We start from the raw sequence: 25,495 nt of genomic DNA on the forward strand, positions 1-25,495 counted from the left end.
AATTCCCATGAGTGAGAACCCGGACCAAGCGACACTCCGCAAAGCGTCCCTGAAGATTGCGGTGCGGATCAGCGCGGCATGCGCGGTATTGGTTCTTTGCCTGCTGGCGGCCGCCGCGATCTACCTTTTCAACCAGGCACAGCATCCATCGCTGCCGGGACCAGGCGAAAGCGACTCCGTCTACGCGTATCTGGACACAAAGGACCTCCTGAAGTCCATGATCGTTGCCGGCATTTCGGGGATCCTCCTTGCCGGGGCCATCGGCTGGCTCAGCGCGCGGAGTGCCATCAGGCCGCTGGGAGAAGCACTGGCATTGCAGCGACGGTTCGTGCAGGACGCCAGCCACGAACTGCGCACGCCCCTCGCCATCCTGGATGCACGCGTCCAGCTTGCCCAGCGCGATGCCCCAGCGGACTCAAAGACCGGGGAAGCACTCGCCCGGATCCGCAATGACACTGCGACCCTCACCGGAATAGTCAACGAATTGCTTGTGGCAGCAACAGGCTCGCCTCCGGATGCCGCAGCAGAGCCAAGCGATCTCGCCAAGGTGGCGGGCGCCGTCGTCGAGAGCTTGCAACAACTCGCGGGGGAGAAAGACGTCCGCGTCACGCTGACGGAAAAGGACCGCCCCTTCGCGCTCATTGACAACAATGGCTTCCGCCGCGCCCTCCTTGCCCTGGCCGACAACGCGCTGGCGCACACCCCTGCTGGGGGCCAGGTGGGGATCACGACGGCGGTGCTCGGCAACCGCGCGGTGGTCACCGTCTCGGATTCCGGGGCCGGGATCACGGGAGTGGACCAGACGCGGATCTTTGACCGCTTCGTGAGGACACACAGTCCGGCGGGCCGGAACCCGGAAACGGCAATGGGCCAGCGCAGCTTCGGAATCGGCTTGGCGTTGGTCCGTGAAATCATCACCGCGGCCCGAGGCACTGTGGAGGTTGAGCGCAGCGGTCCGCGCGGAACAGTCATGAAGATCACGCTGCCAATCGCTCCGAAAGACGCGGCCCCGAGGGACGCGGCTCCGAAAGACGCGGCCCCGAGGGACGCGGCTCCGAAAGAGGCGACTCCGGGGGCCTGACGCTCCGTCCGCCGAAGCTCCGCGGTGCTCAGGCGGGAGTGCCCGCGAAATGTTGACGTCAGCGTACCAAGATTGCCGTTGCCCGGGATCTCCGTTCATTACTTAAGCGGCCTGCAGTTTGGCGGGTTGGGCATATTTGAGGGCCTTGGCTTGGTGTCGTTGCTTTCGTCGTTGGCGCCTGGAATGCGGTGCGGCAGTGTCGGGTGGGTCTGTGCCTGGTGGACTGCTGCCTGGCAGCCCGGTTCCTGGCGGGGGTGGGGCTGTTGATCGGTAGTGGTGTCCGGTGGGGGTGCGGATTTCGAGGACATGCCGTGTCCCGGGGCCGGTTTTTGCGGTCCGGGTTCGGGCTGTCCAGCCGGGGAGTTCTTTGGTGTGGTTGCAGGCTTCGCACAAGCCGGCGCCGTTGGCTTGGCTGGTGGGTCCGCCGTGGTGCCAGGGGATGATGTGGTCGAAGTGCCGGATGGGTGCGTCGCAGTAGGGGGGTGCGGCAGGTGTCGTCGCGGGCTTGGATGAAGCGCCGCATGCCGGGCGGGTAGAGCCGCGCCCTCGAATCGGCGCCGACAAGGTCCCCGCTTCCCGGAGCGGTGTAGAGGCGCCGGAGCCAGACCTTGAAGTCCTGAGTCGCTTCGGCGTGGCCATGCCCGGGCTGGCCTTGAGCAACTTGGCCGTGTTGGGCTTGGCCAGGTTCTTCGTTGCTGCCGGGGTTTCCGGCCAGGAGATTCCTGGCCCAGCCGGCGGGGACGATCCCGTAGCCGGGGAGGCGGGCGGGTTCGCTGTCGCCCTGGAACAGGGTCCGGTCGGTCATGACGAGCTGGACCTCCACCCCGGTGATGCCTCCCGGGGTGCCTGTGGTGCGTTCGACCAGGGCGTCGGCCATGATCTGCCCCCGGGTGCGGGTTTCCCCGTTGGAGCGGAGGGTGTCGGCGTGCCGGGTCAGGGCCGTGTGCACGGCGACCCCTTGGGCGACGGGAAGGAGCGCGGTCAGGTAGGTCATGGTGTCCGGTGCCGGGCGCAGGCTGACGTGCCGTTCGGTGGCGGCGTGGCTGGCGCGCTGGGTGACGGAGCGTGGGTCCCGCCGGTAGGCCGCGGCCCGGGCGGCGGTGATGATGGCCTTGTCTCCGGCGCCGTCGAAGGTCCCGGTGTCGGCGGCGAGTTCCTCGTCGACGGCGCAGCGGTCTTCGGGGCTCAGGCAGGCTGTTTCCTTCACGAGCAGGGTGGCGCGCCATTCGTTCAGCCGTCCCGTTTCCAGGGCGGCGAGGGTGTGCGGCATTTCCGTCACGAGGGCCCTCGCCAAGCCGAAGAGCCGGGATCCGCGGGCGGGGGATTCCCGCCGGGCCAAAGCGACCTGCGCGGCTACCCCGCGTCCCTGCTCGTCGGCGGGGATGCCCAGATCTGCCTCGGCGCTGCGCTGCGCGGTGTCGAACGCGACAGCGATCCTCGCCTGCGCCCCGGCGATCGCGGACTTCAGGTCCTCCAGTCCACGCAACTGGTTTATCAGTTCAGTACTGTCGGTGCCTGTCCGGAACGAGGCCACCGCGCCGAGTAGGTCTTCTATTTGGGCGCACGGGACAGCAACATCCGGACCCGCGCCGCCCCAAGGCGCGCCCGATCCGATCTGCTGTGTTCCCCGAATCCCGTCCATAACCAAAGCATTCCAGGAGGGTCTGACATTAATAGGCCGAAGAACACCTGGTCAGCCGAAAAACCGGAAAATCGGCAGAACTTTTTCTAAAACTTTGATCGGGAAGGATTCCTGTTCCGCGGCCTCGCGGGCCAGCCTCTCCGCCCTCCGTACGCCGGGCACCGAAGGCGTTTCGCGGGCGCGCTGGGCGAGTCTTGTCCGGCTCTGGCGTGCGTAGCCGAAGCGGACGAGAATGGCCTCGTGGTTCCCCCTCGTCAAGGCGGGGACGTCGCCCCGATGAACCCCGCCGCCCGAAAGATTCAAAGCATCTTTCTCACGTTGACCCTCGGCAATACCCTTGCGGCCTCGTTCATCTGGGGGATCAATACCCTCTTCCTGCTGGATGCGGGGCTCAGCAATCTCGAGGCTTTTGCCGCGAACGCCTTCTTCACGGCCGGAATGGTTGTGTTCGAAGTGCCCACTGGGGTGGTGGCCGACGGTTGGGGACGCCGCGTTTCGTTCCTTCTTGGCACAGTGACGCTGGCCGGGTCCACCTACCTTTACTATCTTCTTTGGCAGCATTCCGCCCCGTTCTGGTGGTGGGCCGTGGTGTCAGTATTGCTCGGTCTGGGTTTCACCTTCTTCTCGGGTGCGGTGGAGGCCTGGCTCGTCGACGCGTTGCGTTTCACCGGGTATGAGGGCGGGTTGGAGACGGTGCTCGGGCGCGGACAGATGGTGTCGGGTGCCGCTATGCTTGCGGGCTCGGTGGCTGGCGGAGTGATCGCGCAGGCCACCAACCTGGGCGTGCCGTTCCTGATTCGCGTCGGGGTGCTCCTCGCCATGTTCGTCGTGGCCTTCTTGCTCATGCGCGACGTCGGATTCACCCCCGAACGCTCTGCCCATCCCCTCAAGGCGACCCGCGCCGTCGTCGACGCCTCGATCGAGAACGGTTTGAAAAATCCACCCGTACGGTACGTGATGCTGGCAGCGCCGTTCAGCGCCGGCGTCGGGATCTATGTGTTCTATGCCCTGCAGCCGTACTTGCTTCAGCTCTTCGGGGACCCGCACGCGTACTCCGTGGCGGGCCTGGCGGCGGCCATCGTGGCCGGAGCGCAGGTGTTGGGCGGGTGGATTGCTCCGCGCATCCGGCGCCTCGTTCGCAAACGCACGACGGTGCTGATTCTGAGCGGAGTGGTGAGCGCATCGGTTCTGGTGGTGCTCGGGTTCACGAGTGTCTTCTGGGTGGCCTTGGCGCTGTTGACGTTCTGGGCCATGGTCGCCTCGGCGGCTACACCGGTGCGGCAGGCCTACGTGAACGACATGATTCCATCGAAGCAGCGGGCAACAGTGCTGAGCTTCGACTCACTCATGGGATCAAGCGGGGGAGTGGTGGTGCAGCCGCTGCTCGGCCGGGCGGCCGATGTGTACGGCTACTCCACCTCGTTGGCGATCAGCGGCGTCATTGAGCTGATCGCGGTGCCGTTCCTCCTGGCGAGTCGTCGGCAGCGCTCTTTGGCCGATCAGGCCAACTCCTCGACCGCTACCTCCGACGCGGAACCCCGGCAGTCGTAGGAATTAGCCTATGGAAGCCGTGAGGCCCGGAGGAGCGTGGCGTGGCCGGCCTTGTCGGGGTCAAGCGGTACGGGGCTAATTAGCACAGCTGGGCCACGATAGAGAATGCCATCCGAAAGCGGTTGGCAGCGCACGCCGCCGCGCCCGCGCATGGCGGCGTGGGCGCCCGGAGCCAGGACTTGATCCATCCAAGCGCAGGGGTGGGCAGGCCGTCCGCCCCGGAACCGCACACGATCGCCACGGGATTCCAACGCGAACTCTTCGCCCAGCAGGGGAGCCAGGTGGGCTCCCCTGAGGACTACATTCCGGCGAGTGAGCAGCGGGTCAAAAGGCGCGACGCCCAACTCAGCAGCCATCGCTTCGAGGGATTCGATGGCCAGCAGCGTCACTGCGGCATCCATGTGCGCGGCTTTGCCGAAGAATCGGTCACCGACGATGCCCTTTCCGCTTACGACGTCGGCCTGCTCGGCATCCGTTGTGGGCACCTCGGCGGCACCATCGCGTGCGCGGCCGAAGTAGGCGTGGCCGGATGACACTAGCAGATGCAGGATCTCCACGTCGTATCTGTAGCTTGCGGTCATGCCATAAGGCTATGCCTGTCCGGGAGTCGGTAACCCCGGGCGCTCTAGTCTCAACCTTGAAAGCTAGTTCTTGCGACGCTGGAAATCAGCGAACGTCCCGATGCCGGTTCCAACAAGGGCGATACCAGCAAGTATTGACCACCATAGCTGCATATATCCGGCGGCCGCTATGAATAGCAGAACCGCTACCAGTGTAAATAGAAGCAGGGAAATAGGAATGTCACGAGTACGCTTAGGAGTCAAAACATGCTTCCTTGATCGCGGAGATGCCTAGAATCTCTCCGGCGAGACCACCGCCGGCGAGAACGACAGCTTGCCACTTCTTGTCCCATCCGGAAGCCGCGTTCCAGGCGCGGAATAGAATTTCGAAGGTCCTTTGAATACTTCCAAACCTTGCAACCAGTTTAGCGATTTTAGCGGCGGCCAGAGCGTTAATAGCAACCTCTGCCGTAACAGTCGCTATACACTTGGCCCAGCCCCAAAAGTCGCTCGGATCAGCGGTTACCGGAAAAGCAGTGTTCTGATCAAAATCGATCGACTGCACGAGAGTCTCTCCATCAAAAGAGAACTTCGTCGGAACAGCATTGCCGAGCGCATCGTAAGCCCATGGAGCCCTGTAACCCCCAGCAACTGCTCCCTCAGCGGTGCGAACAACAACGGAACCATCAGTGTCTATGGCGGCTTTTGATCCTGCGGGGAGCGACAAGGGAAATCGATATTCACGATCCGCAAAGTTTGAAGCAATGTTGATCAGTGTCTGAGTTCCCTTGCCTGTGGCATAACTACTAACCACAGCGCCGTCGAGTTTGGTGCTCAGAACCGGCTCACCTTGCCCGGCGAAAAGTCCGTCCGGGATCTTCCCCGGTTTTGCGAGAGCTTCGGATGAAGCCGTGCCCGGAAGCGTGATGCTTGCGGACCAAGCGCCGGCGTCAGAAACAACGATGTTTGTTCCGGGGACAGCAACAGTACTGACTTTAGTTGGCGAATGAACCTCTTCACGTAAAGGAGCTGGCGATGCCTGGGCAACCCCCGCACTCGACACCACGACCCCACTGGCGACAAGCCCGACGAGAAGAACGCTTCCGATTGAACCTAGCTTCGATTTGTTTGACATGGTTCACCTTTCAGCGAGAGAGATAGGCGTTTCATAATCAAATTATGCATATGAAGCAAATTTGGGCAAGAGTTTTTATGAAACAGGTCGAGGGAACTATTTAGGTATTCCAAAATGTGAATCACGGATTACATTCCTCTCGCATGTCTCAATACTCAATCCACAGTCAGTCGCCACTCAATTTATGACTTTCGACCACTCAATTTCAGGTATCCACCACTCAATAGGAGCAAAAACTCTTGACATTAATGCGCCTCTTATGATCGATGGTGTAGCCGGTGGCTGAGCAGCGGAGGTGACCGAGGCGGCACGTTACCGCCTCGGTCGACCTCCTAGGCATGAACAGGTGTCGTCACGCCTCCAGGCTCGGTAACCCCCGGGCACTCAGCTCCAGAACCCGGTGAGCTGCCCGGTAAGGGTTTTGCCTTGCTCGTAACCCGCCTGGGCCGCGGAAGGACGCAGCGACAGATCCATGGCATTGGCGCCGAACATGTGCTCGGAGTTGCTGTCCGGGAAGATCGTTTCGACCCGGCTTCCGCGTGCCCGGAGTTCGTCGACCTGCGTTGCCAGATGCGTGCCCCACTCGAGCGGTTGCAACGATCTGCCACCGAAGGGCGAGAGCACCAGGACGCGCTCGTATCCGGCTGCCAGATCGGCATTCTCGGCGTTGGATCGGTAACCGCCGTCGATGTAGAGGTTGTCTCCGATCCTGTAAGGCAAGCCACTGGAACAGCTGGCGGCGATTGCATCCACCAGGTCGACCCCACTATGGCGGTCGAACGCGACCGGTTCACCGGTACGGGCATCGACCGCCGTAATGAGCACCGTCCGTTCAGGCCAGTGCTGGCTGGGTAGCCGGGTGGCGACAGTGGTGCGCCATTGCGTTGACCAGGCGCCATCCGACGCCGCATCCATCTCGAGCGCCGCCGCGCCCAGTCGCCGGCGCATGTCAGCCACATCTTGGGCATCGGCGATGATCTTGTTGATCCGCTCGAGGTGGTTCACCACCGGCCTGGCTGATGCGCGTCCGGCTCCGGACCCGACCGGAGCGGGCCGTTGCGGGGGGACGGCGTCAAGGATGTTGGCGAACAGTTCGGTTGGGATCGCGCCAGCAAGCTGGGCTGCGGCCGTTGATCCGGCTGACGTGCCGATGGTCAGATCGGCATCGGTCACATCCAGCCCGGCATCGAAGAGGCCGGCGACGACGCCGATCAGCCAGGCATTGCCTGTCGATCCGCCGCCACCGAGGACCAACGCTCGCTCGCGGGAGTGTAGGGGTGAAGAAGGTGTTGTGTTCATGGGAGTCGCCTTTCGCGAATTGCCTGTTTGGCGCTCCCGGCGGCGACTACGTCAGTCGCGCGATCGTGGACTGCAGGGGAGCACCCATTGCGGATACTGCGTTCATGGGACTCACCTCCTGCCGATAGATCACGATCGCCACGATGCTAGCACGCCCGCGACGCGGCGCGCCATCGTCGGCATGATGCCGGCACCCTAATCCTCCACAGGGAACGCCACGCCTTCGCCCACCACGCGGAGGCACAGTTCCGTGCCGGGCCTGGTGATCGAAGCGTTCCAGTGGCGGATGGTGATGACCTCGCCGCCCCCTGGGTAGCTCCGAGTGGCACCTTCGGTGGCAACGCGCGGAGCGAGCTTGATCCGCACCGTGGTCTCGGGGCCGAAGTAATCGGTATCGACAACGACTCCGCGGATGGGGCCGTCAGGGGCAATCCGGATCTGTTCCGGCCGGAGCATCAACTGCACGAGGCCCTGTGCCGGGGGACGCCGTACGGGTATGCCGCCCAGCGAACACGTGGCCAAGGAACCTTCCATCCAAGCGTCCAGGATGACGGCATCGCCGAGGAATTCGGCCGTGGCCCGGTCTGCGGGACGAGTGTACACAACGAACGGATTGCCGATTTGCGCCAGCTTCCCGCCGCGCATAATGGCCACCTGATCCGCGAAGGACAGGGCCTCGGCTTGATCGTGCGTCACCAGGATGGTGGTGACCCCGGCTTCGTTCAGGACCTTGGCAACGGTGCGCCGGGTGGCCACGCGGAGGCCGGCGTCTAGGGCTGAGAACGGCTCGTCGAGCAGCATGAGTTGCGGTTCGCGAGCCAGGGCGCGGGCAAGTGCCACCCGTTGCTGCTGGCCTCCCGAGAGCTGGTGGGGCCGCCTCTTTGCCATGTCCGCATCGAGGGAAACCATGTCGAGCAGTTCCTGGACGCGCGTCTTCACGGCGCGGCGCCCGCCGTCGAGCGCTGACTTGTCCAGCCCGAACGCGATGTTCTGCCCCACCGTAAGGTGCGGGAAGAGCGCGCCATCCTGGGCAACATAGCCAACCTGGCGCTTGTGGGCGGGTACCCAAATGCCGTTCCCGGCCACCTTGTTTCCGTTGAGGCTGATGGAGCCCGTGGCCGGGTGTTCAAAGCCGGCGATCAGGCGCAACAGGGTGGTCTTGCCGGATCCGGAAGGCCCGACGATGGCGGTGGTTCCGCCCTTCGCCACAGAGAGGTTCACGCCCTTCAGCACGGCCTGGGATCCGAAGTTCTTGGTGACCTCGGCGATGTCCAGATGCGTGTTGGTGGTGGGAGCCACCGAAGCCGCTACGCGGGGTGCCGGAAGCCTTGAGGGGGATTGTTCGGTCACTGTCCGGCTACTTTCTTGGACTGTTGGAAAAGCAGGTAGGTCATGGGGGCAGACAACAAGATCATGAGCAGGGCGTAGGGTGCCGCGCCCGCATAGTCGATCTCGCTGCTCTTGCTCCAGAATTCGGTGGCCAGGGTGTGCGTGCCATTGGGAGATAGCAGCAGCGTGGCGGTCAGCTCGTTGACGATGGCGAGGAACACCAGCGCGGCCCCGCCAGCGGCGGCCGGAGCGGTGAGCCGCAGCGTCACTTTCAGGAAGGACACCAGCGGGGCCTTGCCGAGCGATTGCGCGGCTTCGTCGAGTTCTTTGGGAGCCTGGGCCAGTCCGGAGCGGATGTTGACGAGGGCTCGCGGGAGGAACAGCAGGACGTAGGCGGCAATCAGGACCCCGGAGGTCTGGTAGATTCCCGGGACCATGCGGATGCTCACGGTGACGAAGGCGAGGCCCACCACGATGCCAGGCAGGGAGCTGGTGACGTAATTGGAGAGCTCCAGCATCTTGCTGAACCAGCTGGGATGCCGCACGGCCAGATAGGCCATGGGGAAGCCGACGACGATTGTCGCCGCGGCGCCTACGGTGCCATAAGCGAGGGTCTGGAGCAGTGCCGGAAGAAATTCGTCGGCTGACCAGACACGGGCGCCGCCCGCCACCACCCAGCGCAAGACAAAAAAGATCGGCAATCCGAAGGCCAACACGGTGAGGGCGAGCAGGCCGAGCTGGGAGGGAATCTGGTAGTGGCGCAGCGTCAGCTTGCTCGGCTTGGCCTGGGCGCCGGAACCGACGCGGGCGTAGCGTGCGGTACCGCGGCTCCTGACTTCCGCCAGGAGCAGGATGAGGCAGAAGAACACCAGGACGCTTGCCAGCATGTTCCCGGCCGTGCCGTTGAACGTGGATTGGAACTGGGTCATGATCGCGGTGGTGAACGTGTCGAAGCGGATCATCGCGAAAGCGCCGTATTCGGCCAGCAGGTGCAGCGACACCAAGAGCGCGCCACCGGTCATGGCGATCCGTAGCTGAGGCAGGACAACCCGGAAGAAGATGGCCCATGGTCCCAAGCCAAGGGACGCCGCGGACTGCTCAATCGCGGGGTCGAGACGCCCCAGGGTCGCCGCCGCAGGAATATAGACAAGGGGGAAGTAAGACAGCGTGGCGATGAGGACGCCGGACCAGATGCCCTCCAGCGAGGGGACCGCGGTTACCCACGCATAGCTGTTGACGAACGCCGGGATGGCCAGTGGGGCTGCCAGGGCCACGGCCCACCAGCGATGCCCCCGCAGCCTGGTCCGCTCCACGAGCCACGCACCTCCAACTCCCAAGACCAGGCATATGGGCACCGTGAAGACCACCAGCATGATGGTGTTGAGGAGCAGCTCGCCAACGCGCGGCCGGAAGATGAGTGCGACGGCGGTGTCCCACCCGGTCGCGGCCGTCATGTAAGCGACGTACCCCAGCGGGATGAGCGAAAACAGCGCGATCAGCACCGCCAGGAGGGATATTGCAGAAACGCCGAAAGGCGGGCGGGGGCGCTTGCCCCTGCCCGCCGTCGTCGTGCTCGCCGAAGCTTCCGGAACGTCCGGAGAGATGCGAGCCGATAGATCAGTGGTCACGGAATTACAGCAGTCCTGCCTTGGTCATCAGGTCGGTGACCTTTGCGGAGTTCAATTTGGCCGGATCCACGGTGGGAGCTTGCAGATCCTTGATGGGAACGAGTTTAGCGTTCGAGTCCACGTTGGAAGCGATGGCGTATTCGTAGGAAGTGCCGTTCTTGAGGACTTCCTGGCCCTGCTTGCCGGTGATGAACTTGATGAAAGCCTGGGCAGCTGCGGAATTCTTGGAGGATTTCAGCACGCCGCCACCGGAAACGGACAGGAAGGCGCCCGGGTCCTGGTTCTTGAAGAAGTATGGCGTGACCTTGTTGGAGTTCTCGCCGGTCTTGGCCTGGTCGCCGTAGTAGTAGTAGTGGTAGATCAACGCTGCGTCGACTTCGCCGGCGTTGACTGCCTTCATAGCCGTGCTGTTGCCCTTATATGCCTTGAAGTTGTCCTTCATGCCCTTGAGCCACTCCGTGGTGGCGGCCTCGCCCTTTTGTTCGAGGAGGGCGGCAACAATGGCTTGGAAGTCAGCGCCGGACGGCGAAGCAGCCCACCGGCCCTTCCACTCCGGCTTGGCCAGATCCAGCATGGACTTGGGCAGCTTGTCGTCGCTGATCTTGGTCTTGTCGTACACCAGGACGGTGGAGCGGGCGGCGATGCCGGTCCACTTGTTGGTGGACGGACGGTACTCGGCCGGGACCTGGTCCACGGTGGCCTTGTCGATGTCGGCGAAGAGGCCGGCGTTCTCAACCTGGGCCATGGCGGGGGAGTTCTCCGTGAGGAAGACATCGGCCGGGGATGCCGCGCCTTCCTGGATGATCTGGTTGGAGAGCTCGGTATCCGAACCCTGGCGGACGGTGACCTTGACGCCGGTCTCCTTGGTGAACGCGTCCACCCATTCCTTGGTCAGGGTGTCGTGCTGGGCGTTGTAGACGGTGATTTCACCGGTCACCTTAGCGGCGGCGGAAGCGGAGCCAGTGGCTGCGGAGGAGGCAGTGCCGTTGCCGCAAGCGGCCAGGCTGAGAGCTGCAGTGGCGGCGAGTGCGATGCCGGCCAGCGCATTTGCGCGAATCTTCATGAGGGCTTCTTTCTGCGAGCAAATCCAGGGGAGCCCGGGGGATGGAAAAGCGGGCTCACAGCTTGAAACTTTAGGTTAGCCATACCTAAATTTCCATCCAGAATGCCCCATCGTGACCGGAATCACATGTATTACGCAAGATTTACATGACCTAATACGTGAGCGGTGGATGTGCCGCTTAGTGGGCCTCGGATTCTTCTGCGTAGACCCTGCTGGCGTAGTCCTCCAAGGCCTGTGCGCATTGGGCCAGGGCGGCGTCGGCTTCAGTGGAGCCGGGCGCCTGGAAGGTGTCGCGCGCCCGGATTTTGGCGAGCCAGTTGACGAGCTTTGTGTAGTCGACCTCGTTTTCCTCAAGCTCGGCATACGTGAAGTGGTTGGCCTGGTATTCCTTCTCGATCCCGGCGAGAAAATCCTTGCAGCGGTCAACGATCTCGTCGTATTCATCGCTGCGGGCCGTTTGATAGAGGCTCAGGATGTGGGAGTCGCCCGCGATGACCGTGGAAGACATGAGGATTGCCGTTCCGGGCATGTCAAGGATTTCGTGGCGCAGTTTCTGGAGTGCCCGTTCCGCTGCCGGTGACTTCGGGAGCGCGGCGATCGAGTTTTGCAGGTAGACGGCGCCCAATCCTTTGAGTCGCCGCCACACCGCTGCGCGCAACCGGGTGGGCTCGGAGGGAACGCGGTAGACGAGGATCAGCCATTCGGCTGCCCCGCCCGCGTCCGGAGTGTCGGTCGATTCGGCAGGGCGCATGTTCGGATTCTATCCGCCGTCGCTCCGGGGCTGAGGAGTTGAAAGCCCTTAACTTTTCATTCACCAGAACAGTAGAATCTGTTATGAGTATGGAGTCACAATCATTAGGTTGAAGATCTAACAGCTGTTACAGAAAGAGAGCGGCACCCTTTGAATACCACCGCGTTGCTCCTGTCCGTCTTCCTTGCCTGTTTGGTCGAAGCCGTGGAAGCCGCCACCATCGTTCTCGCGGCAGGCACTGCCCGTGATTGGCGTTCAGCCCTTTCCGGCGTCGGGGCCGGACTGGTTGTCCTGGCCGCCGTCGTCATCGTCTTCGGGCCCGCGATCGCCCTGATTCCCTTGGACATCCTGCGCATCTTCGTCGGAGGGCTCCTGCTTGTCTTCGGCCTCCAGTGGATGCGCAAGGCCATCCTTCGCGCCAGCGGTCACAAGGCCCTTCATGACGAGGAGGTGATCTATCGCCGAGAATTTGCCGCGGCACAGTCCGCATCCGGGAGGTCCCGCTTCGGGGTGGGCGATTGGTACGCCTTCACCCTCTCCTTCAAGGGCGTCCTGCTCGAAGGACTCGAAGTTGCGTTCATCGTGGTCACCTTCGGCAACATCCAGGGCCAACTAGGACTGGCCGCGTGGACCGCGGCAGCGGCAGTTGTCCTTGTGGCCGTTGCGGCGATCATCGTCCGCGGACCCCTTTCGCGGGTGCCGGAGAACACCATGAAGTTCATCGTCGGCATCATGCTGACCGGTTTCGGCATCTTCTGGGGAGCCGAGGGTGCCGGTGCCGTGTGGCCCGCGGCTGACCTTTCCCTCCTGGTCATCATCCCCGGCTTGGCCGTCATCGCCTTGGCGATCGTGGTTGTTCTTCGCCGTCGTCCGTCCAAATCCACGCCTGCTGCGGTGTCCGCGCTAAGCCAGTCCGCCCCGGGGTTCGCCGGTGCCATCCCCGACGGCGGTTCTCCGGTAGGAGCATCGTTGGAGTCCAGTGATCCGGAAACCGGGGCCGCGGCGCGGACCCGCACAGTGACCGCCGGGGTGAACCTTCCTGAAGGGCCGCGCAAGGCCTCAGTGGTGGACTCGCTCAAACGGTTCGGCTTGTTCTGGTACGACTTCATCATTGGCGACGACTGGAGGGTGGCCCTTGCCATAGCCGCATCCTTTGCGGTCACCGCGGCACTGAGCTCCGCGGGAGTCGGGGGAAGCTGGTGGGTGGTCCCCGCCGTCGCAGTTTTGACGCTTCCCATGGCGCTTTCCCGCTTGGTCCGCAAGTCCTGACCGCGATCGTGGACCTGCGCTGATGGGGTCGTTTGAGCGACGCAGATCGGCGGCAAGCTAACGCGAGCGAGCCTCCGGCCGACAGTAGGAACTGAACCGCCCTCCTACGAGCGTCTCCCTAGCTAAAGCAGAAACGGCCCATGATCGTTGTCACCCGCCTGAACGGCACCCGCTTTGCCGTGAATCCGGACATCATTGAACGGATCCACGAAAGCCCGGACACCCATCTGGTGACCCTCGACGGCGCTACGTACGTTGTGCGGGAAAGCCTCGCGGAGGTCGTGGAACTGATTGCGAACTACCGGGCCTACATTCTTCGGCGGGCACAGGATCTCCCCACCGTGACGGGCTATCCGTTGAGCCTCGTGCGCACACCGGACCCGGACGGAAGGTAAGCCATGGATCCCTCGACAATAATTGGCTTGTTCCTGGCCTTCGGCTCGGTGGTCGCCATGGTGACCCTCGAAGACGCCAACCTCATGGCCCTCCTGCTTCCCGCGCCCATGGTCCTGGTTTTCGGTGCCACCTTGGCCGTGGGTCTGGCCGGGAACACGTTCCGCGATACCGTCCGGGCGTTCAAGGACCTCCCCAAAGCGTTCAAGGGAAAGACGGACAAGCCGCAGGACAGCATCGACCAGCTGATCGGCTTTGCCGAGAAGGCTCGGAGCGAGGGCCTCCTCTCCCTTGAAGAGGCGGCTGCGGACGAGAAGGATCCCTTTCTGGCCCGGGCCCTCCAGAACATCGCCGACGGCACGGATGCCGAAGAGCTGCGCATCCTCATGGAAGACGAGATCGACACCAAGATGCGCAGCGACCACGTCTCTGCAAAATTCTTCGCCAGCCTGGGCGGCTACGCGCCAACCATCGGCATTATCGGCACGGTGGTATCGCTGACCCACGTCCTTGAAAACCTCTCCTCACCCGATCATCTGGGACCAATGATCGCCTCCGCTTTCGTGGCCACCCTCTGGGGCTTGTTGTCCGCGAACTTCATCTGGCTCCCGTTCAGCTCGCGGCTCAAGCGACTGTCCGAGCTCGAAATCGAACGCATGACCCTCCTGATGGAAGGCATGCTGGCGGTGCAGAACGGGACCCAGCCCCTCCTGCTCGCAGAACGGCTCCATGCCATGGTTCCGGCCGACAGGCTCGGCAAGGCGAAATCCGCAAAGAAGAGCGACGACGACGAAGCCCGCCCCGGCAAATTCGCTTCGTCCAAGGCCGCATGAGGTCCCGCCGCCGCCGCGGTTCACCCCCGGCGGAAGAACACGTCGACGAACGCTGGATGGCTTCCTACATGGACATGGTCACGGTGCTCATGTGCATGTTCATCGTGCTATTCGCCATGTCCACCGTGGACCAGGCAAAATTCGACAAGCTCCGCAATTCGTTGGCCACGGGTTTCGGCACGGTGGTCAGCCAGAAGGTGGACACCGCCACAGGCACAGTCGTTCCACCGGAATACACCCACGCCGACGCCCAGGGATTCTCCAACCTGGACCTCGCGCTCAAGGAAGTGGACCGGCTCACCGCTTTGCGCGACGAGATGAAGTCCAAGCTCGACGCCGCGGGGCTGGGGGCCAATGTACAATTCCAGATCAGCGAACGCGGACTCACAGTGAAGCTCGTGGGATCACAGACCTTTTTCGAAGCCGACCGGCCGGATCTCACGCCCCGCGCGAGCCAGGTTCTTGGCATGATTGCTCCGCCGATGGCCAAGGCGGCGCTTGAAATCATGGTGGAAGGCCATGCCGCCAACGGAGTCACCTCGTACCCCTCCACGTGGGAGCTTTCTTCTGCGCGCTCCGTCAACGTCCTCAGGTACCTCGTCGACCATGGAGGCATTTCGGCAGGGCACATAGGCGCTGTCGCGTTCGGATCCGCCAGGCAGGTCAACGACGACTCCACCGAAGCCCTGATGGAACTCAACCGCAGGGTCGACGTCGTCGTCCTCTCGGACAAACCCGAGGTGGTCCGCGCCCTGATCCCCGAAGCACTCAAGGCGAGGGCCGGCCAATAGGGCGGCGCGCTTGTAGCGGCCGGTGACCGCACGGCGTCGGGCACCATGGAAGTGATCGCCATGCCGAGGTACGCTCGTGGCATGACCCCGGAAGACATCGCCAGGTTCACGTACTTGCGCAAGGCCCGTGACCTGATCGACCGCGAGTACGCAAAGCCCCTCGACGTGCCGACCATGGCCAGCCATGCGTTCATGTCACCGGCACACTTCTCGCGGCAGTTCCGGGCCGCTTACGGCGAGACCCCTTACAACTACCTCATGACGCGCCGAATCGAGCGCGCGATGGCGCTCCTGCGCGGCGGAATGAGCGTGACCGACGCCTGCATGGAGGTCGGTTGTACGTCACTTGGCTCTTTCAGCTCGCGCTTCACCGAACTCGTGGGGGTGCCGCCCAGCACGTACCGCGCCCGCGAGCACCTGGCCGTGGCTGCCATGCCTGCGTGCGTGGCGAAGATACGCACGCGGCCCAGCCGGAACGAAGCAAGCAAGCTTCGGGAAGCCCTTGCGGTCGCCGCGGACTAACTAACTGCCGCCGTAGCCGGCCGCCATACGCCAGAGGTTCCGCCCCCGATGGGGTGGGACCTCTGCTGCGTTAGCGACGTCTTTTAGCCGGGACAGCACCGCCCCCGAAAATACGGGTCACATTTGATTTGCGGAAAATACGTGCCGTCATAACCGCATTTGAGGATTATTCTGAAGCTATGCCAAATATTCGAGTATCTGAAGCAGCTCGGTTCCTGGGCGTCAGTGACGACACCGTCCGGCGCTGGACCGAGAACGGCATCCTGACCCCGGTCAAGGATGATTCCGGCCGGCTGGCCGTGGATGGACTGGAACTCGCCCACCTCGCGCGGGACCAGGCCCAGCTGCCCGAGGATCCCACCCGGGTGGGCCGCTCGGCACGCAACCGCTTCGTCGGCTTGGTCACCGGCATCACGGCCGACAAGGTCATGGCACAGGTGGAACTGCAGTGCGGTCCCTTCCGCGTCGTATCCCTCATGAGCAGCGAGGCCGTCCGTGAACTCGGGCTCGAACTCGGCTCAGTAGCCACGGCCGTGGTCAAGGCCACCACCGTCATCATCGAAACACCCCAAGGAAAGAGCACCATATGAGGATCACCCGCAAGCCTTTCGCCGCGCTGTTCGTTGCCGGCGCACTCGTGGCGGCTCTGGCCGGCTGCGGTTCAGGCAGTCCCGCCAGCACGGCAAGCAGCGGATCCGCCAGCGCCAGCGAAACGCCAAAGCTTTCCGGTACGGTGACGGTTTACGCTGCTGCCTCGCTGAAGGCAACGTTCACCAAGCTGGCCAGCGAATTCGAGGCAGCGAACCCGGGCACCAAAGTAGCCCTGAGCTTCGCCGGGTCTTCAGACCTCGTCACGCAGATCACCCAGGGCGCTCCGGCGGACGTCTTTGCCTCGGCGGACACGAAGAACATGGCCAAGCTGTCCGACGCCAAGCTGCTTGACGGAACGGCGAAGAACTTCGCCACCAACGTCCTGACCATTGCCGTCCCGCCGTCCAATCCGGCGTCGATCAGTTCCTTCGCGGACCTGGCCAAGCCAGGGGTCAAGGTGGTCGTCTGCGCCAGCCAAGTACCCTGCGGCTCCGCCGCCCAAACCATTGAAAAGGCCACCGGCACAACCCTGAAGCCCGTCAGCGAAGAGTCTTCCGTGACTGACGTCCTCGGGAAGGTCGCCTCCGGCGAGGCTGACGCCGGACTCGTCTACGTCACCGACGTCAAGGGCGCGGGGGACAAGGTCAAGGGAATCACTTTCCCCGAGTCGGACAAGGCCGTCAACACGTACCCTATCGGGACTGTGAGCACTAGCAAGAACAAGGATCTGGCCGCCGCTTTCATCGCGTTGGTGACCGGAAGTGAAGGCAAGAAGGTTCTCGGCGACGCCGGCTTCGGAACTCCGTAGACCTCCGGGGAGAAGCGAGCAGGATTCGAGAAGCGCTTGCGGTTGCCGAGGACTAGCGTCGTTGCCATGACTATTTCACTGCAGTACTCACACATCACTGTCAACGATCCCGACGAAGCACTCACCTTCTACCGGGACGCCCTCGGCCTCGAGGTACTCAACGACGTCGCGCAGGGCGGATTCCGTTGGGTGACGCTCGGCAGCAAGGACCAGCCGGGCGTTGAAATCGTGCTTTCCGAACCGCACGCGGGCCGGTCCAAGGCCGACGGCGATTCGCTCCAGGAGTTGCTCACCAAGGGCGTCCTGGGGCCGATCGTCTTCCGCTCCGATGACGTCGACACGCTCTTCGAAAAGGTCAGGGCTTCCGGCGCGGAGGTTATGCAGGAGCCAATCGACCAGCCGTGGGGTCCCCGCGACTGCGCCTTCCGTGATCCTTCGGGCAACATGGTGAGGATTTCGCAGGCCCCGGCCGCTTAGCTAGCCGATCGATCAACGAAAGCCAGAGGTTCCGTCCCGATGGGGTGGAACCTCTGGCTTTCGCGCACCGTTACTGTCGGTGCCTCTGCCCGCGGCATCGAGCAGCCAATGGGCTACGCCACAGAATTCCCCGATATGAAGGGCTTGTCCCCTCGGAACATCCAGTACATGACTACGTTCGGGGCCGCCTGGCCCGACGGTCCAATTGCGCAGCGGCCCGCTGCGCAATTGCCTTGGGGCCACATCATGGTCCTCTTGGACAAGAAACTCGACCCTGGGACTACCGAAGCCTATGCGGCCGCAGCGGTGGAATACGGCTGGTCGCGCGTTGCTCATCGTCCTTGGCGTCGTAGGTCCTGTACAGCTCATCGCTGATCGAGTCCCATTCCCCTGCGGGCGGACCAGCAGGTGGGCATCGCGGGCTAGCTTCCGTGGTGCGGTTCGGACCGAGGCCCACATCGTCGTCGAGCCCGACACCGGGCTGATCGCCGCGGCACTGTTAACGAGGGCCTCCGGCGACAGCGCCAGGCTTAACTGTCCAGGCATCGTTGAACCTTCTGTGCCTCCCAAGTGGTCTGCACTTTCGCTTTGCGCCAAATGTTTTGGTTTTTTTGTTCATTTGCTTGTCGGCCGCAGGTTCCTTGACCGCCAGATTGGCCATGGACGATGCTCGGGACGCAGTGATCGACAGCTACAGAAAGGGTATGAACATGGTTACGGTGAATCGACGACAGTTGCTTGGGGGCGTTGCGGCTGCTGCCGCCTCAATGGCGTTGCCGGCATCGATCGGGAGGGCTCTGGCGGCGGAACCGGCAGTGCGAAGCGGCACGATCGACGACGTCGAGCATGTCGTCATCCTGATGCAGGAGAACCGGTCCTTCGATCACTATTTCGGCACCATGCGCGGTGTGCGTGGCTTCGGTGATCCACGTCCGTGGCTGCTTCCCAATGGCAACGATGTCTGGCATCAACCCCCTGCTACCGTTCAAACCGCTCGCTACCACGCACGCGGATTGCCTGCAGACGCACCATACGTCCTGCCGTTCTATCTCGATTCGGCCAGGACGTCCGAAAACATCGCCGGTACCGACCACGGCTGGAGCAGCGGCCATTTGGCGTGGAACGAGGGTCGCTGGGACCAGTGGGTAAACCAAAAGCAAGACGTAATGACGATGGCCTATCTGTCCGAGAAGGAAAACAGCTTCCATCGTGCCCTTGCGGACTCATTCACCGTTTGCGACGCGTATTTTGCTTCCGTCCACGCCGATACCGCGCCGAACCGCATCGCACTGTGGACGGGTACCATCGACCCGCAAAACCGGCTCGGCTCGGCCAAGAATGGGCCCGGCATCGGGGAACGAAACGTCACCAACGGCTACACCTGGACAACCTACGCCGAGCGGCTTCAGCAGAACGGCATCAGCTGGCGGGTCTACCAGGGAGGAACGGGTGTTCCGGGCCAACCAACGGACAACTACACCGACAACTCCCTTGAATTCTTCGCCAACTTCCAACGGGCCCAAGGGGCCAGCGGGCCGCTCGTGGACAACGGCGCGTCGACGCACACCCTTGCCGAACTTAAACAGCACGTGCTCAACGGCACACTGCCCGCCGTGTCGTGGATAGTGTCGCCCTATAAGTACAGCGAGCATCCCTTGGCTTCGCCGACGGACGGCGCCTACTACATCGACACGGTCCTGGACGCGCTCACCGCAGATCCCAAAGTCTGGGCAAAGACGGCGCTGATCCTGAATTATGACGAGAACGATGGCTTCTTCGACCACGTCGTGCCTCCCATGCCGCCGTTGAAGAACCGCCCCGGTACTGACGGCATGGTATCGGCGTCACTCTCGGCCAGCCTGGCTGATGAATTCCTCGATCTGGATCTGCACCCCGGTGAAGCCCACCCATTGGTGCCCGGTGCCGACCCTCACGGGAAACAACCCATTGGCCTCGGGCCCAGGGTTCCCCTTCTCGTCATCTCACCCTGGAGCAAGGGCGGATGGGTCTGTTCGGAAGTATTCGACCACACCTCGGTCATCCGATTCCTGGAAAAGCGGTTCCGCGTGCCCGAGCCGAACATCAGCGACTGGCGCCGTTCCGTCTGCGGAGACCTCACATCGGCGTTCGACTTCTCCAGGGCGCAGACCGGCTTCACCGCAACGAACCCGCCTGCACCCATCCAGGGGCAAGGCCAGCCGTTCTCGGTCCAGAATCCGCAGTCGATGCCGCAGCAGGCACCCGGTGTCCGGCCGGCACGACCACTTCCGTACCGATTCGGCGTCGAGTTCCTACGCTCCGGCAGCTCCGAGCTCAGGCTGGAGTTCTCAAATCAGGGCGAGGCTGGCGCCCACTTCCTGGTCCGCAACGGGCGATCTCCACAGGACGCGCCGCGCCGCTACCAGGTTGCCGCGAAAGACACTGTCCGCGACTCCTGGTCCGGCGACACGTCCTACGCCCTGGGAGTGTGGGGCGCCAACGGCTACCTTGCCGAGTTCAAGGGCAGCCTCACGGACCCGGACGAACTCCAGGCCAAGGTACAGGAGGACATCGCTGGCACCACGGTGCAGATCGTGCTCAGCAATTCCGGAACGCGCCCCCGGAAGGTTCGCATCTCCAATGCCTACGACCAGGGCAAAGGGCTCAAAGTCACCGTCCCGCCCGGGAAAACTGTTTCCAGGGACATCGAACTGGAGTCCAGCCACGGCTGGTACGACGTGAGCGTTGCCGATGAAGACGCCCCGCAATACCTGCGACGGTTCGCCGGTCACCACGAAAACGGCAAACCCAGCTACAGCGACCCTGCCACAGGCAGTGCACTCAACCGTCAATAGACCGCCAATCAAGGGTGCGAGTTGAGCGCAAGCAAGCGTCTATCAGCCTTACCTTGCTGCCGTACCCGAGAAACAGGCACCCCGTCCGGGGCGTAAATCGAAAGGATTATTCAATGATCAGCATCCTGAAAAACCGGGCGGCAGGCGCAGCAGCGCTTGCTGCCACCATCGCGCTCACAGGGGCCGCTGCCGTCGGCGCGGTTGCCCCCGCCAACGCGACGGCGACTTCGGGCTCTCCCGCCCAGGTTAGCGGGCAAGGGGCCAATGGTCCTGATCACGTCTTCGTGATCATGATGGAGAACCACGGGTACGAGCAGGTGATCGGCAACACTGCCGACGCCCCGTACATCTCCTCTCTCGCGCAGAAGTACAACGTCGCCAGCAACTACCACGGCGTCACCCACCCCAGCATGCCCAACTATCTCGCCACGATCTCCGGCGACTTCCAGGGCCTGCACGATGACTGCAAGGCGGGTGCCACTGTCACCTGTGCTCCGGAGGAGTTCACGACTTCTTCCGGGGACACGGCCCTCGACGCCTTCCTCACCCCGGCCCAGTACCAGAAGGCCGCCACCACGCCGCACATGTTCTCCGGCCGGACCATCGTGGACCAGCTCGAGGATTCCGGCCGCAGCTGGAAGGCCTACATGGAGAACCTTCCGTCCGTGGGTTCCCAGGCCGAGTACGCCCCGGTGGTCAACGGCACCACGGTCAAGCTCTACGCGCAGAAGCACAACCCGTTCATGTACTTCTCCCGGATCAACTCCCCGGGCAACCCGCGGCTGCAGAACATCGTGCCGCTGGAGAACAACTTCAGCAAAGACCTGGCCTCCGGCAACGTGCCGAACTTCGTCTGGATCAGCCCGAACCAGTGCCATGACATGCACGGGGTCTCCCCGTCGGGGGCCGCTCTGATCAACCTGCCGAAGTGCGGTTACCCGGATTCCGGCCTGGACCACGGCGCCATCCAGCTCGGTGACGCCTACGTGAAGCAGCAGGTGCAGGAGATCATGAACTCCACCACTTGGAAGACCACCAACTCCAGCATCGTGCTCGCCTGGGATGAGAACGACTACTCCGGGTCCTCGGGCGGCCCCGGTAGCCCGGTCGGCTACAGCACGCCCAGCGGCCCCGGCACCGCGGTGCTCGGCGGCGGCCACGCACCTATGATCGTGATCAACTCGGCTGAAGGGCCGCACAAGACCACGAACCAGCTTTCCGACCACTACACTCTGCTGTCCACGCTGCAGCACCTGTGGCATCTGGGCTGCCTAGCCAACACGTGCTCACCCACCACATCGGGCACCTTCGAGGAGCTCTTTCACCCCTGACCCGGGAGGACTTCGGCGATTTGGCGCCGGTATAAGGGCCTCTGGAGCAGCCTTCAAGGCGTTCAAATATTGACGGCCTGTCTGCACAGCACACGCAGACAGGCCGTCCCGTTATCCGGCGCGGCCACTTTTCCCGTTAGGCAATGCCGCAGGGTTGACTTCCCTCCCAGCGATTACGTACTTGCCCAGGATGTAGGCGATGCCGGCGCGTGTCATCTTGTTCCCGACCAGTCGGTATCCTCATTCACCCAATAATCAGTCCCTTACGCGCACACTTTCCTTGCCGATAGTGGCAACCGTGAGTGAACAGGAAGATCAATCGGCGGGACGGCAGCGCACCGTGGACGTCTACGACTTCCGCAGGCCCACCACCCTGCCGCGCCAGCACAGCCGCGTCCTGGAAGTCGCCTTCGAGACGTTCGCCCGCCAATGGGGAACACAGCTCACGGCCAAGGTCCGCGTGAAATCCACCGCGACCCTTGAACAGCTCATCATGCAGAGCTACGACGAATACGCCGCGTCCCTCCCTTCGGTCACCTCGATGGTGCTGTGCCGCATTGAGGGCAGTGAGTCGCGGCTGGTCATGCAGTTTCCTGCCACGGCGGCGTTGTCCTGGGTCACCCGCATGTTGGGTGGGGCCAGTGAGACTGCCGTCCCGGATCGGAAGTTCACCCAGATCGAGCAGGCCCTCATCAGCCGCATGGTGGAAGACGGACTGGAGGACCTGAGCTATTCGCTTGGGGCCCTGCTGACCACCCCGGTGCGCATGGACGTCATCCAGTACAACTCCCAGTTCGCCCAAGCCGCGGCTCCGGCGGAGCTCATGATCGTGGCCTCATTCACGGTGAAGGTGGGCGAAACCCTTGCCGCAGCCAGTCTCGCGATTCCCGCCGACATACTGCTTTCCGGGCTCGGCGACGTGAATCCCACTGTCCATAGCCGCGACGCCGAGGCACTGGTCCGCGCCCAGGTCACCCAGGTGCCGGTGGACGTAGCCATCCAGTTGAGTCCGACTCCGGTGACGCCAGCGCAGATCCTGGGCCTCGCCGTCGGGGACGTCATTCCGCTGCCGCACCTGGAGAACCGGCCGTTCGACGTCGCCATCAACGGCACCCGGCTGGCTACCGCCGCACCTGCCCGCAACGGCTCCCGCGCAGCCGCCGTCATCGTCACAATCGAGGAGAACCAGCGATGAGCATCACCCTGACCCTGCAGGAGTCCGCAGCGGAGCGCTTGGCCACTCAGCTGCCGACTCCTGCCACGCTGCACGTCTCCGGCATTGTCCCGTCCCAGGCCGCTGCGGCATATGCACCCCTCGCGATCACGGCCACTTTCGTGGGCGCGGTGACCACGGACTTCGCACTCATTCTCACGGACCGTTCCTTCCTGGCCGCCGCGGGCGGCGGGATGCAGAGCCCCGGGGTCGTCTCCGCCGTCGACATCTTGCGTCCCGCGATGGAGCACGCGGCTGACGCGTTCGACGCCGGAGTGCTGGGGGAGTTGCGCGAGGAAGACGCCGCAGGGCTGCTGGCCGACCCCGAAACCGCCGTTTTTGAACTGCGCCAGTCTCCCTCGTCCGACGGTGGGCAAACGTTCGGCTGGTTCGCCGTCCGGGTCCGCGAACACGGAACCGTGCGGGACACCGCTGCCGTGCGGAACGCCCAGTCCGGTGCGGTTTCGTCCCGCCTCGGACTGATCAGCAACGTCGAAATGGCGCTCACCGTGGAAATCGGCCGCACCCGCATGTCCGTGCGCGACGCCCTCGCCCTGGAACCGGGCAAAGTGATCGAACTGGACCGCTCGGCCGGTGCACCCGCGGACGTCCTCCTCAACGGCCGCCTGATCGCCCACGGGGAAGTCGTCGTCGTGGACCAGGACTACGCAGTGCGCATCACCCGCATCCTCGACGTCGCCGAGGGAATCTACTAGATGGATTCGCTCATCCTCGGGCTGCGCGTACTCGTGGCCCTGGGTGCGGTGCTGGGGCTCATATGGGTCCTGCAACGCCGCCTTCTCAAAGGCAAAGCCAAGGGCCGACGCCGGGCCAGTACCACCCTGACGGTTGTCAGCAGGCAGACGGTTGGCCAAAAGGCCTCCGTGGTGGTGGTCGACGCTGGCGACAAACGCTTCCTTCTGGGTGTCACCGAGCACGCCATCAACGTCCTGCACAGCGGCGACGTCCCGGTGGAACTTCCGGAGAACTTTCCGGCACCGGAGAGTTTCGCCGACATCTTCCGCGACGCCGCTGGCGGGCCGCTTGCGGACAACGAGTCCCAAGCCGCTGCTTTTCAAGGGAGTGGGCCCCAAACCAGTGGATTCACGCGCCGGAGCGAGATCCACCGCCGCAGCGAGCTGGATAAAGCACAACCCATGCACGGATCCATCCTTGCGGGTTCCACCTGGCGGCAGGCCGCCGAGGCCATCAGGGGACGCCGGAATTGATCCTGACTCTTGGGCCTGCCGATGCCCGACGCACCGGCAGGATATTGCTCGCCGTGCGCAAGATGCTTCCCGCGGTGCTCTGCGTCCTGTTGCTGACGGCCCTCTTTTTGTGGCTGGGCATGTCCGCTGGACATGCGGCACCGATCAGCCCGACGCCACCCACCGCGCCCGCAGTTCCCGCCGCACCGGTAGTCCCCACGGCACCGGCCCAGCCCTCCAACGGCAACGTCAGCATCAATATCAATGGGCTGGACGGAAAGCCATCCACCGCAGTGGTGACGCTGATCGGGATCACGCTGCTCTCCGTGGCTCCTGCCCTGCTGCTCATGATGACCTCGTTCACCAAGATCTTCGTGGTGCTGGCCATGACCCGCAACGCCTTGTCCCTCCCGTCCATCCCGCCCAACCAGGTGCTGGCCGGGCTGGCGCTCTTCCTTTCCCTGTTCGTGATGTGGCCCGTGATTTCCGAGATCAACAACGTTGGCATCCAGCCCTACCTGAACGGGACGCTGGACTTCAACGGAGCCGTTTCGGCCGGATCCGCGCCGCTCCAGCACTTCATGGTGGCCCACACCCGGCAAGAAGACATTGCCCTCATGACCCGCGCGGCCAAGCTGGATAACCCAGCCAACCCGCAATCCGTCCCGCTGCAGACCCTTATTCCGGCGTTCATGATCTCCGAACTCCGGGCAGCGTTCATCATCGGTTTCGTCATTTTCATCCCGTTCCTGGTGATCGACCTGGTGGTCTCTGCCGCGCTGATGTCCATGGGCATGATGATGCTTCCGCCGGTGATGATCTCGCTGCCCTTCAAAATCCTGCTGTTCATCCTGGTGGACGGCTGGGGACTCGTGATCACCGCCCTGATCCAGAGCTATTCGAGCGGCTGATGGATACCAACGCAGTCCTGGACATTTGCCTCCAGGCTTTGATTCTTGCGGCCAAGCTTGCCGCTCCCGCCTTGGTGACCGCGCTGGTGGTGGGCCTCGCCATTTCCTTGCTGCAGTCCATCACCCAGCTTCAGGAAGCCACCCTCTCCTTCGTGCCCAAGGCAGTCGCCGTGGCCGTGGCCTTGGTGGTGTGCGGGCACTGGATGATCACGGAGACGGTCTCCTTCACCAATGACCTCTTTGCCCGGATACCCGGGCTGATCGGCGGATCGTGA

Annotated in this window: 25 protein-coding genes and 1 pseudogene; 18 read left to right on the top strand and 8 right to left on the bottom strand. The window is 63.4% G+C overall.

Annotated features, from left to right (window positions below; genetic code table 11):
* The first annotated feature begins 7 nt into the window (after positions 1 to 7).
* Entirely contained in the window at positions 8 to 1,081 is a 1,074-nt protein-coding gene (locus NFJ07_RS12945; protein ID WP_269994892.1) for a sensor histidine kinase, read from the top strand.
* Between the two features lie 102 nt (positions 1,082 to 1,183).
* Here NFJ07_RS12945 and NFJ07_RS12950 read toward each other — a convergent pair.
* Positions 1,184 to 2,723 (bottom strand): annotated as a pseudogene (locus NFJ07_RS12950) (DUF222 domain-containing protein).
* Between the two features lie 276 nt (positions 2,724 to 2,999).
* On the opposite strand from NFJ07_RS12950, the gene NFJ07_RS12955 reads away from it, so the two are divergent.
* Entirely contained in the window at positions 3,000 to 4,274 is a 1,275-nt protein-coding gene (locus NFJ07_RS12955) for an MFS transporter (RefSeq protein ID WP_269994939.1), read from the top strand.
* Positions 4,275 to 4,282: 8 nt separating this feature from the next.
* Here NFJ07_RS12955 and NFJ07_RS12960 read toward each other — a convergent pair whose 3' ends face one another.
* The 7 genes from NFJ07_RS12960 to NFJ07_RS12990 form a co-directional block, all read right to left on the bottom strand.
* Positions 4,283 to 4,855: an MOSC domain-containing protein gene (locus NFJ07_RS12960; RefSeq protein WP_269994893.1), complete on the bottom strand. Its 573-nt coding sequence runs from the start codon at positions 4,853 to 4,855 to the stop codon at positions 4,283 to 4,285.
* Positions 4,856 to 5,087: 232 nt separating this feature from the next.
* Positions 5,088 to 5,969, bottom strand: a complete 882-nt coding sequence (locus NFJ07_RS12965) for a hypothetical protein (RefSeq protein ID WP_269994894.1) — start codon at positions 5,967 to 5,969, stop codon at positions 5,088 to 5,090.
* A gap of 384 nt (positions 5,970 to 6,353) precedes the next feature.
* A complete protein-coding gene (locus NFJ07_RS12970) occupies positions 6,354 to 7,268 on the bottom strand; it encodes a patatin-like phospholipase family protein (RefSeq protein WP_269994896.1) in 915 nt (304 codons plus the stop codon).
* 195 nt (positions 7,269 to 7,463) lie between these two features.
* Positions 7,464 to 8,618, bottom strand: a complete 1,155-nt coding sequence (locus tag NFJ07_RS12975; RefSeq protein WP_269994897.1) for an ABC transporter ATP-binding protein — start codon at positions 8,616 to 8,618, stop codon at positions 7,464 to 7,466.
* On the bottom strand, positions 8,615 to 10,225 hold the full coding sequence (locus tag NFJ07_RS12980; protein ID WP_269994899.1) for an ABC transporter permease: 1,611 nt from the start codon (positions 10,223 to 10,225) through the stop codon (positions 8,615 to 8,617). The genes NFJ07_RS12975 and NFJ07_RS12980 overlap by 4 nt, the downstream gene beginning before the upstream one ends.
* A gap of 4 nt (positions 10,226 to 10,229) precedes the next feature.
* The gene (locus NFJ07_RS12985) at positions 10,230 to 11,288 is read right to left on the bottom strand and encodes an iron ABC transporter substrate-binding protein (RefSeq protein WP_269994900.1); all 1,059 of its coding nucleotides are present in this window, start codon (positions 11,286 to 11,288) and stop codon (positions 10,230 to 10,232) included.
* A gap of 178 nt (positions 11,289 to 11,466) precedes the next feature.
* Positions 11,467 to 12,039: a Chromate resistance protein ChrB gene (locus tag NFJ07_RS12990; protein ID WP_269994901.1), complete on the bottom strand. Its 573-nt coding sequence runs from the start codon at positions 12,037 to 12,039 to the stop codon at positions 11,467 to 11,469.
* A 150-nt stretch (positions 12,040 to 12,189) separates the two neighbouring features.
* On the opposite strand from NFJ07_RS12990, the gene NFJ07_RS12995 reads away from it, so the two are divergent.
* From NFJ07_RS12995 to fliQ, 16 genes are all read left to right on the top strand, one after another.
* Positions 12,190 to 13,308, top strand: coding sequence for a COG4280 domain-containing protein (locus tag NFJ07_RS12995; RefSeq protein WP_269994902.1), 1,119 nt, complete (start codon positions 12,190 to 12,192; stop codon positions 13,306 to 13,308).
* 140 nt (positions 13,309 to 13,448) lie between these two features.
* The gene (locus NFJ07_RS13000) at positions 13,449 to 13,703 is read left to right on the top strand and encodes a flagellar FlbD family protein (RefSeq protein ID WP_269994903.1); all 255 of its coding nucleotides are present in this window, start codon (positions 13,449 to 13,451) and stop codon (positions 13,701 to 13,703) included.
* Between the two features lie 3 nt (positions 13,704 to 13,706).
* On the top strand, positions 13,707 to 14,534 hold the full coding sequence (locus tag NFJ07_RS13005; RefSeq protein ID WP_269994904.1) for a motility protein A: 828 nt from the start codon (positions 13,707 to 13,709) through the stop codon (positions 14,532 to 14,534).
* Positions 14,531 to 15,325 (top strand): OmpA/MotB family protein, encoded by a 795-nt coding sequence (locus NFJ07_RS13010; protein ID WP_269994906.1) that lies wholly within the window; start codon positions 14,531 to 14,533, stop codon positions 15,323 to 15,325. The genes NFJ07_RS13005 and NFJ07_RS13010 overlap by 4 nt, the downstream gene beginning before the upstream one ends.
* Positions 15,326 to 15,406: 81 nt before the next feature.
* Complete coding sequence (locus NFJ07_RS13015) at positions 15,407 to 15,847, top strand: helix-turn-helix transcriptional regulator (protein WP_269994907.1); 441 nt, start codon at positions 15,407 to 15,409, stop codon at positions 15,845 to 15,847.
* A gap of 179 nt (positions 15,848 to 16,026) precedes the next feature.
* The gene (locus tag NFJ07_RS13020; RefSeq protein ID WP_269994909.1) at positions 16,027 to 16,437 is read left to right on the top strand and encodes a TOBE domain-containing protein; all 411 of its coding nucleotides are present in this window, start codon (positions 16,027 to 16,029) and stop codon (positions 16,435 to 16,437) included.
* On the top strand, positions 16,434 to 17,246 hold the full coding sequence (modA, locus tag NFJ07_RS13025) for a molybdate ABC transporter substrate-binding protein (protein WP_269994910.1): 813 nt from the start codon (positions 16,434 to 16,436) through the stop codon (positions 17,244 to 17,246). The genes NFJ07_RS13020 and modA overlap by 4 nt, the downstream gene beginning before the upstream one ends.
* Positions 17,247 to 17,312: 66 nt before the next feature.
* A complete protein-coding gene (locus NFJ07_RS13030; RefSeq protein ID WP_059388226.1) occupies positions 17,313 to 17,723 on the top strand; it encodes a VOC family protein in 411 nt (136 codons plus the stop codon).
* A 108-nt stretch (positions 17,724 to 17,831) separates the two neighbouring features.
* A complete protein-coding gene (locus tag NFJ07_RS13035; protein WP_333482058.1) occupies positions 17,832 to 18,098 on the top strand; it encodes a DUF1016 N-terminal domain-containing protein in 267 nt (88 codons plus the stop codon).
* A 329-nt stretch (positions 18,099 to 18,427) separates the two neighbouring features.
* Positions 18,428 to 20,557 carry a phosphocholine-specific phospholipase C gene (locus NFJ07_RS13040; RefSeq protein ID WP_269994911.1) on the top strand — a complete coding sequence of 710 codons (2,130 nt, stop codon included), beginning with the start codon at positions 18,428 to 18,430 and terminating at the stop codon, positions 20,555 to 20,557.
* Positions 20,558 to 20,670: 113 nt separating this feature from the next.
* Entirely contained in the window at positions 20,671 to 21,888 is a 1,218-nt protein-coding gene (locus tag NFJ07_RS13045) for an alkaline phosphatase family protein (RefSeq protein ID WP_269994912.1), read from the top strand.
* 298 nt (positions 21,889 to 22,186) lie between these two features.
* Positions 22,187 to 23,083, top strand: coding sequence for a flagellar motor switch protein FliM (locus tag NFJ07_RS13050; RefSeq protein WP_269994914.1), 897 nt, complete (start codon positions 22,187 to 22,189; stop codon positions 23,081 to 23,083).
* A complete protein-coding gene (gene fliN / locus NFJ07_RS13055) occupies positions 23,080 to 23,817 on the top strand; it encodes a flagellar motor switch protein FliN (protein ID WP_269994916.1) in 738 nt (245 codons plus the stop codon). The genes NFJ07_RS13050 and fliN overlap by 4 nt, the downstream gene beginning before the upstream one ends.
* Positions 23,818 to 24,330: a flagellar biosynthetic protein FliO gene (gene fliO / locus NFJ07_RS13060; protein ID WP_269994917.1), complete on the top strand. Its 513-nt coding sequence runs from the start codon at positions 23,818 to 23,820 to the stop codon at positions 24,328 to 24,330. It begins immediately after the preceding gene.
* A gap of 62 nt (positions 24,331 to 24,392) precedes the next feature.
* Positions 24,393 to 25,220, top strand: coding sequence for a flagellar type III secretion system pore protein FliP (fliP, locus tag NFJ07_RS13065; RefSeq protein WP_269994941.1), 828 nt, complete (start codon positions 24,393 to 24,395; stop codon positions 25,218 to 25,220).
* On the top strand, positions 25,220 to 25,495 hold the full coding sequence (gene fliQ, locus NFJ07_RS13070; protein ID WP_269994919.1) for a flagellar biosynthesis protein FliQ: 276 nt from the start codon (positions 25,220 to 25,222) through the stop codon (positions 25,493 to 25,495). The genes fliP and fliQ overlap by 1 nt, the downstream gene beginning before the upstream one ends.

Origin of the sequence: Arthrobacter sp. B2a2-09 (genome assembly GCF_027587375.1) — a bacterium.
Classification (GTDB): Bacteria; Actinomycetota; Actinomycetes; order Actinomycetales; family Micrococcaceae; genus Arthrobacter.